The organism is Paucibacter sp. PLA-PC-4, from assembly GCF_026241155.1.
In the GTDB taxonomy this organism is placed as follows: domain Bacteria; phylum Pseudomonadota; class Gammaproteobacteria; order Burkholderiales; family Burkholderiaceae_C; genus Roseateles_E.
The window spans coordinates 55,366-75,911 of sequence record NZ_JAPFGP010000013.1 but is presented as its reverse complement, the minus strand read 5'-3'; the positions used below and the strand labels follow the sequence as shown (position 1 = coordinate 75,911).

Below are 20,546 nucleotides of genomic sequence, written 5' to 3'. Positions count from 1 at the left end.
GTCAGAAGCCCATGTCGATGCCGAAGAAATCGCCGGCAGCGTCGCCGCTGGCATCCTGGTGTTGGGCGCTCTTGCGCGCCACCCACCCATCGATGTCGCCGTTGACGCGCAGGCTGACGGCTTCCAGGCGCATGCGGTTGGCGTGCACCACCGCGAACGGGCGGTACAGGCCGAGCGTCAGTGCGGTCAACAACCAGTTCTTCAGGTTCAACCAGGCAAAAGCGCGCAGCCGCAACTGGCTGTCAAATCGCAGTCCGGCGCTGCTGGTGCCGCGCCACACCATGTTTTGCAGGGCTACCGTGAAGAAGGGGCCCACCAAGGCGAACAGACCCAGATACGCCAGCAGAGCCAGCGGCGCTACCAGCAGCGGTGCCTGCAGCAGGAAGTAGGCGCCGGCCAGCACTGCGCCGGCCAGCAGGGCGTAGCCGATCATGAACAGCATGAACTTCAGCATCAGCAGGTAGAAGGCGCCGGTGCCCACACCAAACCGCGAATGCTGACCGGCCAGCGCGTAGTGGCTTTGCTGGTAGCGCTTGCTCAGGCTCAGGGTCCAGGGCGTCAACAGGATGATCAGAAGGGTGGCCGCGCCGATCACGCCTTGGGCCGGCGTGAAACTCTTGCTCTCCAGCGCCTCGCCGTTGAGCAGCGAGACCACGACAATCAACGCTGCCGGCAAATAGGCCGGCAGCATTGCCAGATAGGCCTGACGCAAATCGCCAGTGAAGGCAAAGCGCAGGCCGCGCCAGCTGGTGTTGGCCAGGCGGAACTGCAGACCCGCCCGCCACAGCGCCGGCCAGACCGCCGCAAGGATCAGGAAAGCGGCCACACCGGCCGTCGGCGAGATCTGGCCCGAGATGCCGTAGACCAGCATCAGCACTGCCAGCAGCACGAAGCCGCGGAACATCTTCCAGGGGTTGCCGTGGAAGGCCAGGGCCTGGCCATCGACCAAAGTGTTGCTGTAGAAATAGCTGAGCCGGCGAGCCTTGGCGAAGGGCAGGTACAGCCCCAGCGTGACGATGATCAGCAGCAGGTTGACGATCCAGATGCGGAAGTATTCGCTGCCCGAGGCACTGAATTCGATGGGCAGCTCGCGCGGGCCGGCGGCCGATCCCTGCGGTTGGGCGGCGGAAAATTGTTCGTTCATCGTTCCTCCCTTGTTGACTTTTGCCGTTGCGGCGGTCTGAGCCGCCTGCCGGGCCAGAAGTCTGAGGCCGGGCCGCAGGGCTGACAAGGGGGACCTTCGGGGGATGTCTGCATGCACCAGTTCCGGGGCTTTGTACAGCCTGGCGCACAACATGTGCTTCGCTAGAATCTTTTCGAAATGGACAGTCCGTCCGACACAAGCCTGACATGAAACTCATCGGATCCCTCGCCAGCCCCTACGTCCGCAAAGTCCGCGTCGTGATGGCGGAAAAAAAGCTCGACTATCAGCTTGTGCTGGAAGACGTCTGGTCCAGCGACGCCATCATGAAGATGAACCCGCTGGGTAAGGTGCCCTGCCTGGTGATGGAAGGCCAGGACGCGATCACCGGGGCGGTGTTCGACTCGCGCGTGATCGTTGAGTATGTGGATACCCTGTCGCCGGTCGGCAAGCTGATCCCCGAGCGCGGCCGCGAGCGCACCGAGGTGCGCACCTGGGAGGCGCTGGCCGATGGCTTGATGGATGCGTCCATCCTGGCGCGCCTAGAGCAGACCTGGGTCGGCCGCACGGCCGAGCAGCGCAGCGCTGTCTGGGTCGAGCGCCAGATGAGCAAGGTGATGGCGGCCTTGCAAGCCATGGGCCAGGGCCTGGGCGAAAAGAATTGGTGCTCGGGCAATCACTTTACGCTGGCCGATATCGCGGTCGGCTGTGCACTGGGCTATCTGGACTTCCGCTTCCCCGGCATCGACTGGCGTGGCCCCCATCCCAATCTGGCGCGCCTGTTCGACAAGCTGTCGACCCGCACGAGTTTCATCGATACGGCGCCGCCGACGATCTGATGAAGCCCTGCGGGGCGACCTGCTGCTGGCGATGCAGCGCCGCGTAGATATAGGCCAGGCGCTGACCGATGTCGGCCGGGCTGGTCTGCCAGCACTGAGCGATTTCGCCTTCCAGCAGGCCCTGGGCCAGCATGCTCAGCAGATGCTGTTCGGCCTTGCTGAGCAGGCAGCCCGGCGCCGCAGGGGCCAGGTCATGCGCCGAGCCGACGTTGTGCGCCAGCTTTAGGTCGCTGCGCAGCAGGCCGAAGCTCGCTAGCGTTTGACGCGCCAGCGCTGGCGACATCGTGGCGCGGCGCTGCTGGAAGTCCTGCAGCGCTTGCCCCAGCCCCTTGGCCCCGCCTGCGTCTAGCCAGTAGCCCTGGGCACCGCCACATAGCGACTCGAACAGTAAGTTGTCGTCGGCCAGCGTCGTCAGCAGCATCAGCCGAGGCCGCGCCCGCTCCAGACGGCGCAGCAGTGCGACGGCATGGCCGTTGATCAAGTGCAGATCGCAGACGACGATGTCGGGGCGCAGGCGCTCGACCTGCGGCAGGGCCTCATGCATTTGGGTGCTGACACCGACGCAATGCCAGCTCGGCAGTTCATCAAACAGGGCGGCTCGGGCCTGGCGCAGCGCTAGAGGGGTACGACGTAGGAGATAGACGGAAGGCATGCGCTGGGCGGGGTGAGAGGCGGGCCGATTGTCCCGGCTTCAGGGGACGCGGCAACCCCGTGACCCGGGGACCCCCTGGATGAGGGGCCGATGCCGACTGGCGTCGTTGTGCGATGGCCGCCCCGTGAGCCCAACCGGATGCCGGTCTCTGTGATCACTTAGACTGGGTCGCGCCCACTACCTGCAGAGGCCCAGCCTCAGCCCCCCATGGACCAGCTCCGAGCCTTGCGTGTTTTCGTCCGCGTCATCGACGAGGGCAGTTTTGCCGCCGCCGCGCGCGCCCTGGACCTGGCGCCGGCCGTCGTGACCCGGCTGGTGGCTGAGCTGGAGGAGCATCTGGGCGCTCGCCTGATCAACCGCACCACCCGCCGCCTGGCGCTGACCGATATCGGCGAGGCCTATCTGGAGCGGGCCCGCCGCATCTTGGTCGAAGTCGATGAGGCCGAGGCCCTGGCGACCACCGCGACTACCGAGCCGCGCGGCCATCTGCGTGTGCTGGTGCCGCCGGCGATCGCGGTGCATCAGTTGGCCAAGCATCTGCCCAAGTTCCACAAGCTCTACCCGCAGGTCTCGGTGGAGCTGAGCTCACCCGGCGGCATCGAGACGGTGGACGAGGCCTTTGATCTGACGATTCTGCACACCCGCCATCCGCTGGACGGCGAGTTCGTGGCTCGGCGGCTGGCGCGCACCGAGGTGATTCTGTGCGCCTCGCCCGAGTATTTGAACAAGCGCGGCCGGCCCCATCATCCGAATGATCTGCGTGATCACGATTCACTGCTGCCACCGGTCTCCGAGCTGCAGCGCGGCATCGTGTTCCAGCGCGGCGTTTGGGGCGATGACGAGCCGGGCGGCGAAAGCCTAACCCTGATGCCTAAGCGGCCGGTGCTGGCCACCGCGCATATGGACACCAATTACGCCGCCGCGCTACACGGGCTGGGTGTGGCGGGCCTGCCGTCCTTTCTGATCGAGGACGCTCTGATGGAGCATGCGCTGGAACGCGTGCTGCCCGAGTGGCGGCTGTTCAGCTTCACGATCTGGGCAGCGATGCCGACGCGCAAGTACGTACCGGCGCGCACCCGCGCCTTCCTCGACTTCCTGGTCGAGGTCTTCGGCGGCGAGGACCGCGACCCCTGGCTGGCAGCCGCCGGCTGCGAGACCAACCCTGGCGTCTGCGGCGATTCGGTCAGCGCAGGCTGAAGCCAGTCTGCACCAAATTGCCGCGCAGGCCCTCCAGCAGATGGGTCAGAGGAGAGAGTTGGACATAGCGGGTCGTGACCTTGATCGCATAGGCGAAGAAGCGCGGCAGATCCTCTGCATAGGCGGGCTTGCCGTCGCGCTGCTTGAGGCGGCAGAACAGGCCGAGGATCTTCAGATGGCGCTGCAGACCGGTCCATTCCAGTTGACGCCAGAACTCGCCGAAGTCCTCATGCACCGGCAGGCCCAGCTGGCGCGCCTGCTCCCAATAGCGGATCGCCCAGTCCAACTCGCGCTCCTCATCCCAGGAGACGAAGGTGTCGCGCAGCAGCGAGGCCAGGTCGTAGCTGATCGGGCCGCGCACCGCGTCCTGGAAGTCCAGCACGCCGGGGCCGCCGTCGATCACCATCAGATTGCGGGGCATGAAGTCGCGGTGCATCGCTAACTGGGGCTGGCTCAGGATGTTGTCGACCAAGACCTGGCAGCTGTGCGCCCACCAGCCCTTCTGGGTCGCATTCCACTGCTGGCAGAACTCGCGCTCGACGCACCAGTCGGTGAAGATCTGCAGCTCGCGGCGCACAAAGGACTCGTCGAAGACCGGCAGCCGGCTGGCATCGCCCTTGAGCTGCCACTGCAGCAGCGTGGCGATGGCGGCACGCATCAGCGCGTCGGCCTCAGCGATGGTGGCCTGCTGCAGGGCCTGCAGATAGGGCTGGTCGCCGAAATCGCTGAGCAGCAAAAAGCCCAGGCCTTCGTCGGCCGCCAGCACCGTCGGCACTCGGAGTCCGCAGTCGGCCATGTGTGCGGCGATCTCGACGAAGGCGCGCTGGCTGCCATGCTGGGGCGGCGCGTCCATCACAATCAGCGAGCCGCCCGCCGCAGTCTGCAGTCGCAGATAGCGCCGCGTGCTGGCATCTTCCTTGGCCAGCTGCAGTGTCTCGGGCCGCAGGCCATGGCTGGCGGCAAGCGTCGCCAGCCAGGCAAGCAACTGTTGTTCACGGGCCGGGTCGGGCCAGACGATAGCGTTCATGGGGGAGCTTGGACGGCCGCATCGGCGCGGCATTGGGAGCGAGGCGGGTGCCTCATGGATAATCAATTCTACAAACCGTCGGCACCGCGCCGAAGCCCTCGCTCAACATCGTCCGAAGAAGACGCCCGCCGACGCCGTGCTGCGCCTACCGTTTCCTTCCTCACCGCCGCCGACCGCGCTGACCCCGCTGCTGTCAGCCCTGCTTCTGGGCCTGTGCGGGCAAGCCGTCGCCGCGCCTCCCGACGAGCCTTTGCGCCTACGCCCCTCGCGCCTGCTGTTGGCGCCGGCCAGTAGCGAGGCCAGCAAGCCGGCCCTGGTGCTGAGCGCCGAGCGCTTGCAGACTCAGATCGACCAGCGCTCCCTGGCAGAGGGCGAGGCCGAGCTGCGCTACGGAGACCTGCTGCTGCGTGCCGATAGCCTGAGCTACGACCAGGCCAGCGATCTGGCGCGCGCCAAAGGCAGCGTTGAAATCAGCCGGGCTGGCAATACCGTGCGAGGCCCGAGCCTGGAGCTGTATCTGCAGCGTTTCGAAGGCGAGTTCCTTCAGCCCAGCTACTTCTTCTCAGAAACTGGCGGCGGCGGCACGGCCCGCTCTCTGCGCTTTCTCGACAGCAAGCGCCTGCGCGCCGAGGCCGCCACCTACAGCAGCTGCCCGGCGGTCGAAGGCGAGGGCACTCAGGCCTGGCAGCTGACGGCTGAGACCCTGAAGATGGACTTCGAGGCCAACGAGGGCTTGGCCAGCAAGGCGGTATTGCGCTTTTACGGCGTGCCCATCCTGGCCGCGCCCGCGCTGAGCTTCCCGCTCGGCGGTGAGCGCAAATCGGGGTGGTTGCCGCCTAACATCGGTGTCGACAACCGCAGCGGCGTCGAGCTGGGTCTGCCTTATTACTGGAACATCGCGCCGCAGCGCGACGCCACCTTGACGCCCTTCGTGATGACACGCCGCGGCGTCGGCCTGGACAGCGAGTTTCGCTATCTGGAGCCTCATCATCGCGGCGAGCTGAACCTGGCCTGGCTGCCCAATGATCGCGTCGCCGATCGCAAGCGCTGGGCGCTGAATCTGAGCCATGACGGCGAGCTGGGCCTGGCCTGGCGCTACCGCCTGCGCTCTGAGCGTGTCTCGGACGACGACTACTGGAAAGACCTGCCCAAGCGCATCGACAGTGACACCCAGCGCCTGCTGGGCAGCGATCTGCAGCTGCAGCGCGGCTACAGCTTCCGCTGGGGTGAAGCGCAGACCTATGCGCGCATCCAGCAATGGCAACTGTTGCAGGGCACCGACCTGCAGACCCGCTTCGAGTCACCCTATCAGCGCACGCCGCAGATCGGCTTGCGCCTGTCCAGCCTGGCCGACGAGGGCGTGCTGGCCGGATTCACCCCCTGGGGCCGCAAGGCCAGGCTGGAGGGTGGGCTGGAGCTGGAATACAACCGCTTCGACCTGCCCACCGACGCGCTCAGCAGCCAGACCCAGACCGGCTCGCGCGTGCATCTGCTGGGCCATGTCAGCCTGCCGATGAGCGGCGCGGCCTGGTGGCTCATCCCCAAGCTGTCGATGAATGCGGCCAGCTATTCGCTGGATCAGGCCCTGGCCGATGGCCGGCGCTCGGCCAGCCGATCGGTGCCGACCTTCAGCATCGACCACGGCTGGATTTTCGAGCGCGAGACCCGGCTGTTCGGGCGTGGGCTGACACAGACGTTGGAGCCCCGCCTGCTCTATGTCAAGACGCCGTATCGCGACCAGCTGGACCTGCCCAATTTTGACTCGGCGGCCAAGGACTTTAACTTCGACTCGATCTACACCGAGAACCAGTTCTCCGGTGTTGATCGGGTGTCCGACGCCCATCAGCTGACGGTGGGCGCGACCTCGCGCTGGATCGATGCCAATGGCGGCGCTGAGCTGTTGCGCCTTGGCCTGGTGCAGCGCTTTCTGTTCAATGACCAGCGCATCACACCGGACGGCCAGACGCAGACGCGCAAGGTCTCCGATTTGCTGCTGCTCGGCGCGGCTCATGTCAGCGAGCGCTGGTGGATGGACGGCTCTCTGCAGTTCAATGCCGACTCCGGCCGCAGCGTGCGCTCGACCCTGCGTGCGCGGTACTCGCCCGGCCCCTTTCGTACCGTCAATGCCGCCTACCGGCTGGCGCGCGGGCAGAGCGAGCAGTTGGAGCTGGGCTGGCAGTGGCCGCTGTTTGGCGCGGTGGCCCAGTCCGACGGGCCGCGCGCGCGGCGCGGCACCGGCGGCGGTAGCTGTAGCGGCGCTTGGTATAGCGCCGGCCGGCTGCAATACAGCTTGCGCGACCGCCGCTTCACCGACTCGGTGCTGGGCGTCGAATATGACGCCGGCTGCTGGATCTTGCGGGTCGGCGCCGAGCGGCTGTCTACCGGCCGGGCCGAAACCAATACCCGTTTGCTGCTGCAGTTGGAGCTCGTGGGCCTCTCCCAGCTGGGCTCCAACGCACTCGGAGTCCTGAGAGACAATATCCCTGGTTACCGTCAGCTGAGCTCCGACCGCTCGCCCATCCAATCTTATGACTGATCTGCAGCTCTTTCGTTTCCTGCCTCTGGCCTGCGTGCTGAGCGCGACGCTGGCCTGCTCAGCGGCCCAGGCGCAAAGCACCGGTGCCACTCTGCGGCCGGGCGACCATATCGCCGCCGTCGTCAATCAGGATGTCGTGGCTGCCAGTGAAGTGGCGATGCGCACCGAGCGCCTGCGCGAGGAAGCCCGCCGCCGCGGCGAGACGCCCGATATCGATGCGCTGCGCAAGCAGGCGCTCGAAGCGATGATTGAGGACCGTGTCATCGTCACCCATGCGCGCGAGAGCGGCACCCGGGTCGATGAGCCCGAGCTGGACCGGGTGGTGGCGAATGTCGCAACGCAGAACAAGCTGACGATGGAGCAGTTGCGCGAGCGCCTGCGCGCTGAGGGCCTGGACTACCGGCGCTTCCGCGAGAACCTGCGCGATCAGATGATGACCGAGCGGGTGCGCGAGCGTGAGGTGCAAGGCCGCATCAGCATTACCGACGGCGAGATCGACAAATTCCTGGAGCAGCGCCGCCAGCAGGCCGGCGGTGCGGACCAGCTCAACATCGCGCAGATCCTGGTCGCGGTGCCCGAAGGCGCGGCCGATGCGCTGGTGGCCGAGCGCCGCGCCAAGGCCGAGGCGGCGCTGGCCCGCGTGAAGGCGGGCGAGGAGTTTGCCAAGGTGGCGCGCGAAGTCTCCGAGGATGGCAACAAGCAGCGCGGCGGCGAGATCGGCCTGCGCCCGGCCGACCGGCTGCCGGATCTGTTTGTCGACGCAGTACGCGATCTGCAGTCCGGTGCGGTGCGCGCCGAGCTGCTGCGCTCGGGGGCGGGCTTTCATGTGCTGAAGCTGGTGCAGCGCCGCACGGCGGCCGATGCCGTCAATATGGTCACACAGACCCGGGCCCGCCATGTGCTGCTGCGGCCTTCCGAGCAGCTGAGCGCCGAGGTGGCGGCGCGCCGCCTGGCCGAGTTCAAGCGGCTGATCGAGAGCGGCCAGACCAGCTTCGAGAAGGTGGCGATCGACAACTCCGAGGATGGCAGCGCCGCCGGTGGTGGGGACCTCGGCTGGGTCTCGCCGGGTGGCTTCGTGCCAGAGTTCGAGGAGGCCATGAATGCGCTGCCGATCAACGGCATCTCGGCGCCGGTGCCCTCGCGTTTCGGGGTGCACCTGATCCAGGTGCTGGAGCGACGCGACACCGAGGTCGACCCTAAGCAGCTGCGCGAGCAGGCCCGAAATGCCTTGCGCGAGCAGAAGTACGAGGACGCCTACCGCGAGTGGGTCACTGAGTTGCGCGCCCGTGCCTTTGTGGAGCTGCGCGAATGGCAGTGAGCATCTGATGGCTCATATTGCCCGCAAGCGCTTTGGTCAGCATTTCCTGACCGATGGCGGCATCATCGATGCCATCGTCGCCGCGATCGAGCCTGCCGAGGATCAGGCCCTTGTCGAGATCGGACCCGGTCTAGGTGCCTTGACTCTGCCGCTGCTGCAGAGCTTGCCCGCGAGTAGCCGGCCGCTGACCGTCATCGAGCTGGACCGTGACCTGGCCGCCAAGCTGCGCCGCCGCGACGATCTGGAGGTGATCGAGTCCGATGTGCTGAAGGTCGATTTCGCGGAGCTGGCCGCCGCCAAGGGCCGGAGCTTGCGCGTGGTCGGCAATCTGCCGTACAACATTTCGACGCCCATCCTGTTCCACCTGCTGGGCTTTGTGGACCATGTGGTCGACCAGCACTTCATGCTGCAAAAAGAGGTTGTCGATCGCATGGCTGCGACGCCGGGCAACAAGGACTTCGGTCGTCTCTCGGTGATGCTGCAGTGGCGCTATCACGTCGAGGCTGTGCTGGATGTGCCGCCCGAGGCCTTTGATCCGCCGCCACGGGTGGACTCCGCCATCGTGCGTATGCTGCCCTACGCCCAGGCGCCTGCGCTGGACCCGGTGCTGCTGGGCGAGATGGTGCAGGTGGCATTTTCGCAGCGCCGCAAGCTGCTGCGCCACAGTCTGGGGGTCTGGCTGGCCGCGCGCGGCTTCGAGGGCGAGTTCGATCTGAAGCGCCGCGCCGAAGAGGTGCCCGTGGCGGACTACATCGCGCTGGCCCAGGCGCTCTGAAAACAACAAGGGGACTCCAGCGGAGTCCCCTTGTTGTTTATTGCAGGCTCGATGACGTCAGGCGGCGTTGAGCCACATCGATGTATCGAACGCGCTGCTCATCATCGGCATATTCATGCCGAAGTTTGCATTTGCCGCTGCCTTGCTGCTTTTCGCAGCCGGCTTCTCAGCAACCGGGGCCACCTCAGCAGCCCGCTCCCATGACCCGTTTTCTTGGGAGCGGGCTACTGAAAAGAATAGAAACAGCGGAACTGGACCTTGCGGTCGGCCCAGTAATCCGCCGCTTCGCGGAAGACGTCAAGCAATTGCTCGCGGGCTTCGCGGTCGAAGCGCAGGTTGTCGGGCAGCTGCTCCAGCACCACCACAAAGCCGGGCTGGGCGCCCGACTTGTGGACCAGATCGGTCATGCAGTCATGCAAGGCGTCCAGGTTCTTGCCGAAGTGCGCCGGGAACAGAAAGGACTGGGCGATGCCCTCCAGCACTTCCTGCTTGGACTGAGCTTCGCTCAGATTGGCATACAGGAAATGCTGGCCGGCATCCTGGGCTGCCTGGGCCAAGTCCTCTACGCGATAGGCCCGTATGGCCTGCACGATATTGGGACGGACGGTCTGCAAAAGCATGGTCGCGATCCTCCTATATAGTCACAAGAACTTTTGGCCGCCGGTCACTACGGGCTCAGGGCGCGATGCGCTTGAAGCTGGCGTAATGGTCGTCGGTGTAAAAACAAGCATCGGGGTTGGTCGGAGGTTTACCGCCGCATACCAGTCGCCTGGCTCCGCGGTTGCGGGCGCCTGGCGTCTTGACGGTATATTCGCGGTAGTAGCCCCTGGCCTTTGATGGCAGCAGTCGCTCGCGATTGCCGAACACGCTGCCGTCCTTGTCGTAGGGGAAGGGCCCTCCGGCAAGCACGAGACGATGTGTGTTCTGGGCTTCGCGCGGCAACGCCGCCAAGGCCACCGTGTCTTGCTGCAGGGTTACCGACGGCTTGGCATGCACTTCCGTGCCCAGCGCCGCCAGCATGGCGACGGCAAGACCGAACTTGCGCCAAGACGGCCACATCGGTGACCTATCGAGCAAAAACACGGGTTTACCCTGAATATCGAAAGCAAGATGGTACCGAATGAGGCCGAAAACCTCAAGCCGCCACACCCTTGTTGCGGGGCTATTGCTGTTTAGTTAGTGTGCGCACGCATTCATTGAGATTGGCACCTTAGCAGCATTGTCGAAGTTGAAACTGCTGTGGTGAGCTCTTACAAACTTTTATAAAACGAAGCCAGTCACGGCCTTGTCACGCACCTGGATGGGGCGTAAAAGCGCCCCGCAAGCGGGGCGTCTCAATGGGTCGGAGGCGTTTTCAGCGCGCGGCGTTGGCGTCAGCTACCGTCAGTGCCGTCATATTGACGATGCGGCGCACGGTCGCCGAGGGCGTCAGCACATGCACCGGCTTGGCTGCGCCGAGCAGCACCGGGCCGATCGCGATGCCGCCGCCGGCGGCTGTCTTCAGCAGGTTGTAGCTGATGTTGGCGGCGTCGATATTGGGTAGCACGAGCAGATTGGCCTCGCCGCTCAGCGTACTGTTGGGCATCAGCTGGGCGCGGTAATTCGCATCCAGCGCAGTGTCGCCATGCATCTCGCCATCCACCTCCAGCCAGGGCGCGCTGGCCTGGATCAGGCTCAGGGCCTCACGCATCTTCAGTGCGGATGGGCAGTTGCTTGAGCCAAAATTGCTGTGCGAGAGCAGGGCCGCCTTGGGCCGGATGCCAAAGCGCATCAGCTCCTCGGCCGCCATCACGGTGATCTCGGCCAGTTGCTCGGCGCTCGGGTCGTAGTTGACATGGGTGTCGACCAGGAAGACCTGTCGGCCCGGCAGCATCAGGCCGTTCATGCAGGCATAGGTTTTGACCCCTGGGCGCTTGCCGATCACCTGGTCGATGTACTGCAGGTGCATCGCGGTGTTACTCCAGGTGCCGCACAGCATGCCGTCGACCTCGCCCTTGTGCAGCATCATGCAGCCGATCAGGGTCAGGCGGCGGCGCATCTCGATCTTGGCGAGCTGCTGGGTCACGCCCTTACGCTCAGTCAGGCGGTGGTAGGTCTGCCAGTAGTCGCGGTAGCGAGCGTCGTGCTCGACGTTCACCGTGTCGTAGTCGCGGCCTTCCTGTAAGCGCAGGCCGAAACGCTCGCAGCGCTGGGCGATGATCTCGGGGCGGCCGATCAGCGTGGGCCGGGCCAGGCCCTCGTCGACCACCACCTGAACCGCGCGCAGCACGCGCTCCTCTTCGCCCTCGGCATAGGCGACGCGCTTGTTGGCGGCGCGCTTGGCGACGTTGAAGATAGGCTTCATCGTCGTGCCCGAAGCGTAGACAAAGCTCTGCAGCTTCTCGCGGTAGGCGTCCATATCGGTGATCGGCCGTGCCGCCACGCCCGAGGTCTGCGCCGCCAGTGCCACGGCCGGCGCGATCTTCATCATCAGGCGCGGGTCGAAGGGCTTGGGGATCAGGTACTCGGGGCCGAAGCTCAGGTTCGCGCCGGCATAGGCCGCAGCCACCACCTCGCTCTGCTCGGCCTGGGCCAGCTCGGCGATGGCGTAGACCGCCGCGATCTCCATCTCGTCATTGATGGTCGTGGCGCCGCAGTCCAGCGCGCCGCGGAAGATGTAGGGGAAGCACAGGACGTTGTTGACCTGGTTCGGATAGTCGGTGCGACCGGTCGCCATCACCGCATCGCTGCGCACTGCGGCGACCGCCTCAGGCAGGATCTCGGGCGTCGGGTTGGCCAGCGCGAAGATCAGCGGCCGCTCGGCCATCTTGGCCACCATCTCAGGCTTGAGCACACCGCCGGCCGACAGGCCCAGGAAGACATCGGCGCCCTCGATGACCTGGCCCAGGCTGCGCAGCTCGGTCTTCTGTGCGAAGACGGCCTTGTCAGGATCCATCAGCTCGGTACGGCCCTCATAGACGACGCCAGCCAGATCGGTCACCCAGATGTTCTCGCGCGGCAGGCCCAGCTTCATCAGCAGGCCCAGGCAGGCCAGTGCCGCCGCACCGGCGCCCGAGGTCACCAGCTTGACACTCTTGATGTCCTTGCCCAGCACCTTCAGGCCATTCAGGAAGGCCGCGCCGACGACAATTGCCGTGCCGTGCTGGTCATCGTGGAAGACCGGGATCTTCATGCGCTCGCGCAGCTTGCGCTCGACATAAAAGCAGTCGGGGGCCTTGATGTCCTCCAGGTTGATGCCGCCAAAGGTCGGCTCCAGCGCAGCGATCACGTCGACCAGCTTGTCGAGATCGTTCTCCTGGATCTCCAGGTCGAACACATCAATGCCGGCGAACTTCTTGAACAGCACGCCCTTGCCTTCCATCACCGGCTTCGAAGCCAGCGGGCCGATATTGCCCAAGCCGAGCACGGCGGTGCCATTGGTGACGACGGCGACCAGATTGCCGCGCGAGGTGTAGCGGAAGGCATTGGCCGGGTCGGCGACGATTTCCTCGCAGGCGAAGGCCACGCCTGGCGAGTAGGCCAGCGCCAGATCGCGCTGGTTGACCAACTGCTTGGTGGCCGCGATGGCGATCTTGCCGGGCGTCGGAAACTCGTGGTACTCCAGTGCGGCTTGACGGAGCTGGGCGCTTTTTTGTTCGGACGTTGACATAGGCAATTCGAGGCGTTTGGGCTGGCGTGCCCCATGGCTGAGCCATGAGTGGCCGGCGATTGTAGGGATCAGGCTTGAGTGTGGACCGAGATCGGCGCGAATTGATACGCGAAACTGCGCATCTGCTTTGCCGCCGCACACAGGATACTGCGGCCTGCATGGACACGACCGAGCGCTCTGCCCCCCCCCCGCCCGCGTTGCCGCTGTGGCGGCGCTGGCGGCGCGCGCTGCTGTGGGGCGCGCTGGTGTCCCTGCTGCTGATCGCCCAGACCCTGCTGGTGGGGCTGACCCTGAGCTACGAGGCCTCGCGGGCCCAGGAGCAGGCCGACCAGGCCGCCGCCGAGGTGGCCGCGCGCGCCAAGCAGATGGCCGGGCGCGAACTGCAGGGCCTGCAGGCCCTGATGTGGCAAAGCCTCAATGACAGTCGCTGGCGCGACGATGCCGGCGAGATGCTGCGCCGCACCCGGCCACTGCTGCGGCTGGAGCACCGCGATGTGCGGCGCGAGGTGGTCGAGGCGGTCGACTCGCCTTATGCCGCGCCGCTGTTTACGCAGATCCGGCGCGAGCAGCTGCAGCTTGAGACCGAGCTGGCCTGCTCGGCCGCCGTGCGTCACGGCTCCCTGCTCTATTCGCGCAGCTACTTCGTGCCGCTGCCGGGCGGGGAGGGGCTGGAGGTGGTCGATCTGTGCCTGCCTCAGTTGCGCGCCGGCGAGGTGACGGCCTTTCTGGTCGCCACCGTGGGGCTGCGCCAGCTGCTGGAGGAGGCGGTCACGCCAGAGCTGGCGCGGGTCCATGAGATGTCCTTTGTCGAGGGCGACGGCACCCGGCTGGCGCGCACCGGGCTGACCCGCGGTGCCGGCGTCTATCTGGCCGAGCGTGTCGTCGACCTGCCGGGTCTGACCCTGCAGCTGCGCGTCGACAGCGCCGCCGGCGAGCCGCAGCTGATCCCCAATCTGGCCACCGCGCTGGTGATGGGGCTGTCGCTGGCGCTGTTCGCCGTGGTGCTGCTGCTGGCCCGCGATGGGCGCCGGCGCGCGCTTGCCGAGGCGGCGCTGGCCGAGTCGCTGAGCTTTCGTCAGGCAATGGAGAACTCGCTGATCACTGGCCTGCGCGCCCGAGACATCAACGGCAATATCACCTACGTTAATCCGGCCTTCTGCGCCATCGTCGGCTTCGAGGCCGCCGAGCTGCTGGGCCAGGCCACGCCGCCCTACTGGCCGCCCGAGTTCATCGAGGTCTACCGCGACCGCCACCGCGACCGCAGCGCCCGCTGGGAGGCCGGCCAGGAGCAGCGCCAGGGTTTCGAGACCGTCTTCATGCGCCGCAACGGCGAGCGCTTCCCCGTGCTGATCTTCGAGGCGCCGCTGAAGAACGCCCTCGGCAAACAGACCGGCTGGATGAGTGCGGTGCTCGACGTCTCAGCCCAGCGCCGGATTGAGGAGCTGTCGCGCCAGCAGCAGGAGCGGCTGCAGGCCACGGCCCGGCTGGCCACCGTCGGCGAGATGGCCTCGCTCTTGAGTCACGAGCTGAACCAGCCGCTGGCCGCGATTGCCAGCTACGCCACCGCCTCGCTGAACCTGCTGACCCGAGAGGCCGACGATCCGCAGACCCCGGCGATGGTGCGCCAGGCCGTGACCCGCATTGCCGAGCAGGCCGAGCGCGCCGGCCGCGTGATCAAGAGCGTGCACGACTTCGTGCGCCGGCGCGAGCAGGCGCGCGAACCGATCGCGGTCGATCTGCTGATCGACGCGGTGCTGCCGCTGGTACGGCTGCAGGCCCGCAAGAGCGGTACCCGCATCGACATTGATCTGCCCACGCCCGCGCCGCGCGTGCGCTGCGACCGCACCATGGTCGAGCAGGTGCTGCTGAACCTGACCCGCAACGGCATTCAGGCGATGGATGGCGCCACGCCGCTGGCCGAACGGGTGCTGACCCTAAGGGTGACGCAGACCCAGCCGCGCTGGGTTACCTTCTCCATCATCGACCGCGGGCCCGGTATCGACCCCGGCGTGGCCCAGCAGCTGTTTACCCCCTTCTTTACGACCCGCAGCGAGGGCATGGGGCTGGGTCTGAGCCTGTGCCGAACCGTGGTCGAGCAGCATGGTGGTGCGATGGATTACGAGAGTCACACGGCGGCCTCCGCGACACGGCCCAGCGGCACCGAGTTCCGCTTCACCTTGCCGGCCGATACCATGGCGTCCGAGGAGAGGATAAAACCCGATGCAACAGACGCACACCAAGCTGCCGATGGTTTACCTGGTCGATGACGAAGAGGTGGTGCGCGACGCGCTGGCCTGGCTGCTGCGCTCTCGCCGCCTACTCTCCGAGGGCTTCGGCAGCGCCGAGGCCTTCGAGGCCATGCTGGACGCCCGGCCCGGGCATGGCGCCGGCTGGCCAGACGCGCCTTCCTGCCTGTTGCTCGATGTGCGCATGCCCGGCACCAGTGGCCTGGCCCTCTTCGAGCGCCTGATCGAGCGCGGCATGGCCGCCGCGCTGCCGGTGATCTTTCTGACCGGTCACGGCGATGTGCCGACCGCGGTGGCTGCGGTCAAGCGTGGCGCCTTCGATTTCGTAGAGAAGCCCTTTTCTGACAACGCCCTGGTCGACCGCGTCGAGGAGGCGCTGGCCGCCAGCGCCGCCGCGATTGCGGCCCGCCAGAGCCAGGGTCAGCTGGCCCTGCGTATGGCCGAGCTGACCGAGCGCGAGCGCGAGGTGATGGCCCTGGTCGTCCAAGGCCTGCCCAACAAGCTGATCGCCGATCAGCTCTTCATTAGCGTGCGCACGGTTGAGGTGCACCGTGCCCGGGTGTTCGAGAAGATGAACGTCAAGTCGGCGGTCGAGCTGTCAAACTTGCTGCGCGACGGTTGATCAGCAAAACAGCGTTGCAGCCCGCTCGTGCACCTTGGCCGGCACGCTGCCGGCCAGCGCGATTGCGGCCGGGAGCTTCCGGTCCAGCAGGTGGGCAAACACCGCGCTGATCTCGCTGGTCTTGACTGCCTGCAGCTGATCCAGCCATTGCTGCGTGTCGCGAAGCCGGCCCAGCGTGAAAAGATCTTGCGCGGCCGCTTCGAGCCGCCGCGAGGGCTGCTCCAGGCCGCGCAGCGAGCGCACGATGAGCTGCTTGCGCGCGCGCTCCAGCCCGACCGGATCAAGACCCTGGGTCTGCTGAAGCAGCAGGGTTTCCACCGCGCCCAGGAACTCCTCGGCCTGGGCCGGCGCGGTTGAACCCTCGATCACGAACTGCCCAGCCAGTGGCCCGATATCTGCCGCGCATGCCGTGTGATAGGCCAGGCCTCGGCGTTCGCGAATCTCGTCTAGCAGTGGCGAGCTCATGCCTTCGCCCAGCAGCGCGGCGGCCAGCACATAGGCCAGATGGGCGTCCTCGGTCAGCGCCGGCGCGGCAAAGCCCAGCACCGCCTGGCATTGCCCGCTGCCCGCCAGGCGGCGCGTCTTCAGCCCGCCCAGCCACACGGGAGCCTCCAGCCGATTCGGTGCGCCGGTGGGCATCGCGCCAAACGCCTGCTCGGTGGCGCGCGCCAAGGCGTCGAAGTCCACCGGCCCGGCGGCGGCCACGATCACATTACTGGCCGTGTACTGGCGCTTGGCATAGTCCAGTAGATCGCTGCGGGCGAAGCGTCGGATATTGGCTCGCGTGCCGATGATGGGCCGGCCGGCCGGGTGCGTGGGGCCGTAGCAGGCGCGGTCGAAGAGCTGGAAGGCCACGCTGGCCGGGTCCTCGTCGAACTCGCTGAACTCCTGTTCAATGACGCGGCGCTCGCGTTCCAGCTCGTCTTCGGGGAAGCTGCTGTTGAGCACGATGTCGGCCAGCTGCACAACAAAGGCCGGCAGGTCTTGCGGCAGCCCCTCGATGTGAAAAGCCGTATGGTCTTTGTCGGTGTGGGCGTTGACCTCCGCGCCCAAGCGTTCGGCGTCCAGATTGATGCGCTGGCAGTCGCGCGTGGCCGTACCCTTGAAGGCCATGTGCTCGACCACATGGCTGATGCCGCCCTGCCGCGCGCTCTCATGAAGACTGCCTGTGCGGATGAAGATGCTCAGCGAGACCGTCGCACGCCAGGGCATGTCGATGGCGACGACGCGCAGGCCGTTGGCGAGGGTGGCGAGGCGGGGAGGGGTGCGGGTGTCCAAGAGGCGTGATGCTGAGAGGCTGGCGGGGCTCGATAGTGTCGCGCAAGCCTATTGGCCTTGCGCCGAGCGGGGACGGCCGAGGTGGGGTGATGTCGGTGCGCTGCTTACAATTTCGCCCATGCCATTTCCTTTCCGCAGCCAGTGCTGCCTGCTACTGCTCTTGCTGACCCTCTTGGCGGGAGTGAAGGCGGGCCCGGTCGGCGAGGCGCTGGACGTGCAATTCCGGGCGGTGGCCGTGCCGCAGAATACCGTGCCCGCGCTGGCGCAGGACCGCGACGGCTTCATCTGGGTGGCGACCAGCAAGGGCCTGACGCGCTATGACGGCTACAGGCTGCGGCCTATCGAGCGGGAGGGCCCGACCCGCGCGCGGCGCAATCTCGGCTGGGTGCGCGCGTTGGGCGCCGGCCGCGATGGCCGCATGTGGATAGGCACCGAGTTCATGGGCCTGATGGTGTTCGATCCCGCGCAAGACCGGGTCGAGGCCCTGGGCAGCATGCAGGGTGAGGCCGGGCCGCACGCACCGATCCGGGCGCTAGCCGAGGATGGCCAGGGCGCCGTGTGGGTCGGCACCCTGGGTCGGGGTCTGCTGCGCTATACGCCGACCACGCGGCGCTTTGAAGCCCAGGATCTGCGCTGGCAGGGCGAGCCCGAGGCCCGCGTGCTGGCTGTGCGCGTGGCCCGGGACGGCACGGTCTGGGCCGGCCACTGGCGTGGCCTGTCGCGGCTGCGCGACGGCGCCTGGGAAGCGCTGCCGCTGCCGGGCGGCGCGAGCGCGCCGGTGCTGGCACTGGCCGAGGACAGTGACGGTCGCTTGTGGCTGGGCACCCAGGACGGCCGTCTGGGCGTGGTCGAACAGGGGCGCGTGCGCTGGGTCCAGCAGTTGCACACGCCAGTGCAGGCCCTGGCCGAGGACAGCGCCGGCCGGCTCTGGGTCGGCAGTAAGGTGGGCCTGCTCTGGCTGAACCGGGACAGCGGTGCGATCGAGGCCCGGCTCCGCCATGACCCGCGCCGTTTGAGCGGCCTGGCCGGCAATGACATCAGCGGCCTGCTGCGCGACGCCGGCGGCGCGATGTGGGTCAGCGGCTATGGTCTGGGCTTGCAGCGCCATCAGCACCACCCGGCGCTGGCCGTGCGCGGCCCGGATCCTGCGGCGGACGGCGGGCCACCGACCGGGTTGGTCGATGCCGATGTGCGTGCGCTGCTGAGTCTGAGCAACGGAGAGGTGCTGGCGCCTACGCAGAGCGGGCGCGTCGTGCGCCTCGATGGCCGGCCCGGCCAGGGCCTGGCGAGCTTGGGCGTTTGGCCGCGGGAGCGTTCCAGCGTTGTCGAGTCGTTGGCCGAGGCGCCGGACGGCAGTCTGTGGATGGCGGCAGCCGGCCGGCTGGAGCACCGCTCCGCTCAGGGCCGGCTCTTGCGCGACTGGCCGCTGGACGGCGGGCGAGCACAGCGCCTGCTGCTGCGCGCCAATGGCGAAGTCTGGCTGGGCATGCAGGAGGGCCTATACCGGCTCCCCGGCGCCTCGGCGCCGGCGTTGCAGCGGGTCGCGCTGGCCGGCGGTGCACCGCTGCAAGGCGGCATCCATGCGCTGATCGAAGAAAAGGCTGGGGCCTCCGGGTCAGGTCGGCTCTGGGTCGGTGGCCAGCAAGGCTTGTTCCGAGAACAAGGCGCCGGCCTGGCAGCTGTGCCGCAGGCGTCGGGCGAGACCCTGGCCAGCCCGGTCGTGATGGGTTTGCTGCTGGCCAGCGACGGCACGCTGTGGCTCGACACACCGGTCGCCGGCCTGCACCGGCTGCGCGGCTGGGACGCCGAGGGCCGGGCCCGCTTCGACCGCGTCGGCGAGCGCCTCGGCAGCGAGGGCGTGTTCGGCGGCAATCTGCACGAGGACGCACGCGGCCGCATCTGGAGCCAGCTGCAGGTCTACGACCCAAAGGCCGACCGGATCGACAGCTTCGGCGCCGCCGAGGGCGCGGCCTTCGGCAGCTTCTGGTTCTTCGCCAGCGCCGAGCTGCCCGGCGGGGCCTTGCTGTTCGGCGGCAGCCGGGGCTTGCTGCGCGTTCTGCCCGAAGCCTTCGAGCCGGATCCGGGTGCGCTGCCGCTGGTGATCAGCGCGCTGCGCGTTAACGGCCAGCCCCATGCGCCTGTGCGCTTAGATGGTCAGGGACTGCGCCTGCCGGCTGGCACACGCAGCTTCAGCGTCGAGTTCGCCGGGCTGGACTATGCCGATCCCGGCCGGCTTCGCTACCAGTACCGCCTGCTGGGCTTGGACAGCGACTGGACCAGCGTCGACCCCGGCGCGCGCAGCCCCAGCTTCGGCCCGCTGTGGCCCGGCCGCTATGTGCTGCAGATGCGCGTGACGGCGCACCCGACGCTGTGGGGCCCTGCCCGGCTGGAGCTGCCCGTCGAGCTGCTGCCCGCCTGGTGGCAGACGATATGGGCGCAGCTGGCGTCGGTGGCCCTGCTGCTGCTGGCGATCTGGGCCTATGTGCGCTGGCGCACCCGCTTGCTGCGCCGGCGCGAGGCCGTGCTGCAGGCCTTGGTGGACGAGCGCACCGCCGAGCTGCGTGAGGCCAGCCTGACCGACGCGCTGACCGGCTTGCGCAACCGCCGCTATCTGGAGCTGCGATTGCAGGACGACTTGCGCCTGTGCTTGCGCCGCTTCGAGGCCAGCGAGCCGGGCTTGCCAGGCCCCGACAGCGATCTGATGCTGATGCTGCTGGACCTGGACCATTTCAAGCGCGTCAACGATGCCCATGGCCACGCCGCCGGCGACGCCGTGCTGGTGACCCTGGCCGAGCGGCTGCGCCAGGTTTTCCGTGGTACCGACTCGCTGGTTCGCTGGGGCGGCGAGGAGCTGCTGGTGCTGGTGCGCGAGACCAGCCGCGCAGACGCCGCCGAGCTGGCCGCGCGCGTCTGCGCTGCTGTGCGTGATCAGCCCTTCGACATCGGCCTCGGCCAGGCGGTCGAGGTCACGGTCTCGATCGGCTTCGCCGCCTTCCCGCTCGACCCGCGCCGACCCCGCGCCTGGGACTGGCCCGCCACCCTCGCCCTGGCCGACTCGGCGCTGTACGCGGCCAAGGCCCGGGGGCGGGACGGCTATTTCGGGGTCATCGAGGCGATGGACGTGGCGCCCGCCGAGGTGCCGCGCGATCTGAGCGGCTGGGCAGGGGATGGGCGGGTGGTGGTGCGGGCGAGTGAGGAAAAAGGTCTGCCGGTATAGGGTTTAGTTGCACGAAAAAACAGGTGAATTGCAGCGACAGCCTGATTCA

The 20,546-nt window shown here is 67.3% G+C and carries 15 protein-coding genes; 8 read left to right on the top strand and 7 right to left on the bottom strand.

All coding sequences use genetic code 11. The features are described 5' to 3' along the window. Nucleotide 1: 1 nt before the first annotated feature. The gene (locus OOZ63_RS19430; protein ID WP_266007253.1) at nucleotides 2–1,144 is read right to left on the bottom strand and encodes a YjgN family protein; all 1,143 of its coding nucleotides are present in this window, start codon (nucleotides 1,142–1,144) and stop codon (nucleotides 2–4) included. 206 nt (nucleotides 1,145–1,350) lie between these two features. Here OOZ63_RS19430 and OOZ63_RS19425 point away from each other — a divergent pair, with 206 nt between their 5' ends. Continuing rightward, complete coding sequence (locus OOZ63_RS19425; protein WP_266007252.1) at nucleotides 1,351–1,980, top strand: glutathione S-transferase family protein; 630 nt, start codon at nucleotides 1,351–1,353, stop codon at nucleotides 1,978–1,980. Here the strand turns inward: OOZ63_RS19425 and OOZ63_RS19420 are convergent. After that, the gene (locus OOZ63_RS19420) at nucleotides 1,952–2,632 is read right to left on the bottom strand and encodes a response regulator (RefSeq protein ID WP_266007251.1); all 681 of its coding nucleotides are present in this window, start codon (nucleotides 2,630–2,632) and stop codon (nucleotides 1,952–1,954) included. The genes OOZ63_RS19425 and OOZ63_RS19420 overlap by 29 nt on opposite strands. Nucleotides 2,633–2,839: 207 nt before the next feature. On the opposite strand from OOZ63_RS19420, the gene OOZ63_RS19415 reads away from it, so the two are divergent. Further along, the gene (locus OOZ63_RS19415; RefSeq protein ID WP_266007250.1) at nucleotides 2,840–3,829 is read left to right on the top strand and encodes a LysR family transcriptional regulator; all 990 of its coding nucleotides are present in this window, start codon (nucleotides 2,840–2,842) and stop codon (nucleotides 3,827–3,829) included. On the opposite strand, the gene OOZ63_RS19410 is transcribed toward OOZ63_RS19415, so the two are convergent. Then, on the bottom strand, nucleotides 3,816–4,856 hold the full coding sequence (locus tag OOZ63_RS19410) for an aminoglycoside phosphotransferase family protein (protein WP_266007249.1): 1,041 nt from the start codon (nucleotides 4,854–4,856) through the stop codon (nucleotides 3,816–3,818). The two genes, OOZ63_RS19415 and OOZ63_RS19410, sit on opposite strands and share 14 nt — an antisense overlap. A gap of 136 nt (nucleotides 4,857–4,992) precedes the next feature. Here OOZ63_RS19410 and OOZ63_RS19405 point away from each other — a divergent pair, with 136 nt between their 5' ends. From OOZ63_RS19405 to rsmA, 3 genes are read left to right on the top strand one after another with little or no spacing between them, the layout of a single operon-like run. Next, nucleotides 4,993–7,392, top strand: coding sequence for an LPS-assembly protein LptD (locus OOZ63_RS19405; RefSeq protein ID WP_266007248.1), 2,400 nt, complete (start codon nucleotides 4,993–4,995; stop codon nucleotides 7,390–7,392). Next, complete coding sequence (locus OOZ63_RS19400) at nucleotides 7,385–8,710, top strand: peptidylprolyl isomerase (RefSeq protein ID WP_266007247.1); 1,326 nt, start codon at nucleotides 7,385–7,387, stop codon at nucleotides 8,708–8,710. Before OOZ63_RS19405 ends, OOZ63_RS19400 begins: the two co-directional genes overlap by 8 nt. Nucleotides 8,711–8,717: 7 nt before the next feature. Next, nucleotides 8,718–9,485, top strand: a complete 768-nt coding sequence (gene rsmA, locus OOZ63_RS19395; RefSeq protein WP_266007246.1) for a 16S rRNA (adenine(1518)-N(6)/adenine(1519)-N(6))-dimethyltransferase RsmA — start codon at nucleotides 8,718–8,720, stop codon at nucleotides 9,483–9,485. A 224-nt stretch (nucleotides 9,486–9,709) separates the two neighbouring features. Here rsmA and OOZ63_RS19390 read toward each other — a convergent pair whose 3' ends face one another. The 3 genes from OOZ63_RS19390 to OOZ63_RS19380 all read right to left on the bottom strand — a co-directional run bounded on the left by OOZ63_RS19390 (nucleotide 9,710) and on the right by OOZ63_RS19380 (nucleotide 13,134). Beyond that, nucleotides 9,710–10,105 carry a barstar family protein gene (locus tag OOZ63_RS19390; RefSeq protein ID WP_137942652.1) on the bottom strand — a complete coding sequence of 132 codons (396 nt, stop codon included), beginning with the start codon at nucleotides 10,103–10,105 and terminating at the stop codon, nucleotides 9,710–9,712. A 55-nt stretch (nucleotides 10,106–10,160) separates the two neighbouring features. Beyond that, the gene (locus OOZ63_RS19385) at nucleotides 10,161–10,544 is read right to left on the bottom strand and encodes a ribonuclease (RefSeq protein WP_137942693.1); all 384 of its coding nucleotides are present in this window, start codon (nucleotides 10,542–10,544) and stop codon (nucleotides 10,161–10,163) included. Between the two features lie 295 nt (nucleotides 10,545–10,839). Next, nucleotides 10,840–13,134 (bottom strand): NADP-dependent malic enzyme, encoded by a 2,295-nt coding sequence (locus OOZ63_RS19380; RefSeq protein ID WP_266007245.1) that lies wholly within the window; start codon nucleotides 13,132–13,134, stop codon nucleotides 10,840–10,842. A gap of 158 nt (nucleotides 13,135–13,292) precedes the next feature. On the opposite strand from OOZ63_RS19380, the gene OOZ63_RS19375 reads away from it, so the two are divergent. Together OOZ63_RS19375 and OOZ63_RS19370 are read left to right on the top strand one after the other, a co-directional pair. Continuing rightward, nucleotides 13,293–15,401 (top strand): sensor histidine kinase, encoded by a 2,109-nt coding sequence (locus OOZ63_RS19375; RefSeq protein WP_266007244.1) that lies wholly within the window; start codon nucleotides 13,293–13,295, stop codon nucleotides 15,399–15,401. Then, on the top strand, nucleotides 15,355–16,002 hold the full coding sequence (locus tag OOZ63_RS19370) for a response regulator transcription factor (RefSeq protein ID WP_266007243.1): 648 nt from the start codon (nucleotides 15,355–15,357) through the stop codon (nucleotides 16,000–16,002). Before OOZ63_RS19375 ends, OOZ63_RS19370 begins: the two co-directional genes overlap by 47 nt. Here OOZ63_RS19370 and OOZ63_RS19365 read toward each other — a convergent pair whose 3' ends face one another. After that, nucleotides 16,003–17,280: a M16 family metallopeptidase gene (locus OOZ63_RS19365; RefSeq protein WP_266007242.1), complete on the bottom strand. Its 1,278-nt coding sequence runs from the start codon at nucleotides 17,278–17,280 to the stop codon at nucleotides 16,003–16,005. A 118-nt stretch (nucleotides 17,281–17,398) separates the two neighbouring features. Between OOZ63_RS19365 and OOZ63_RS19360 the strand changes: the two genes are divergently transcribed. Beyond that, the gene (locus tag OOZ63_RS19360; RefSeq protein ID WP_266007241.1) at nucleotides 17,399–20,497 is read left to right on the top strand and encodes a ligand-binding sensor domain-containing diguanylate cyclase; all 3,099 of its coding nucleotides are present in this window, start codon (nucleotides 17,399–17,401) and stop codon (nucleotides 20,495–20,497) included. The last annotated feature ends 49 nt before the right edge of the window (nucleotides 20,498–20,546 follow it).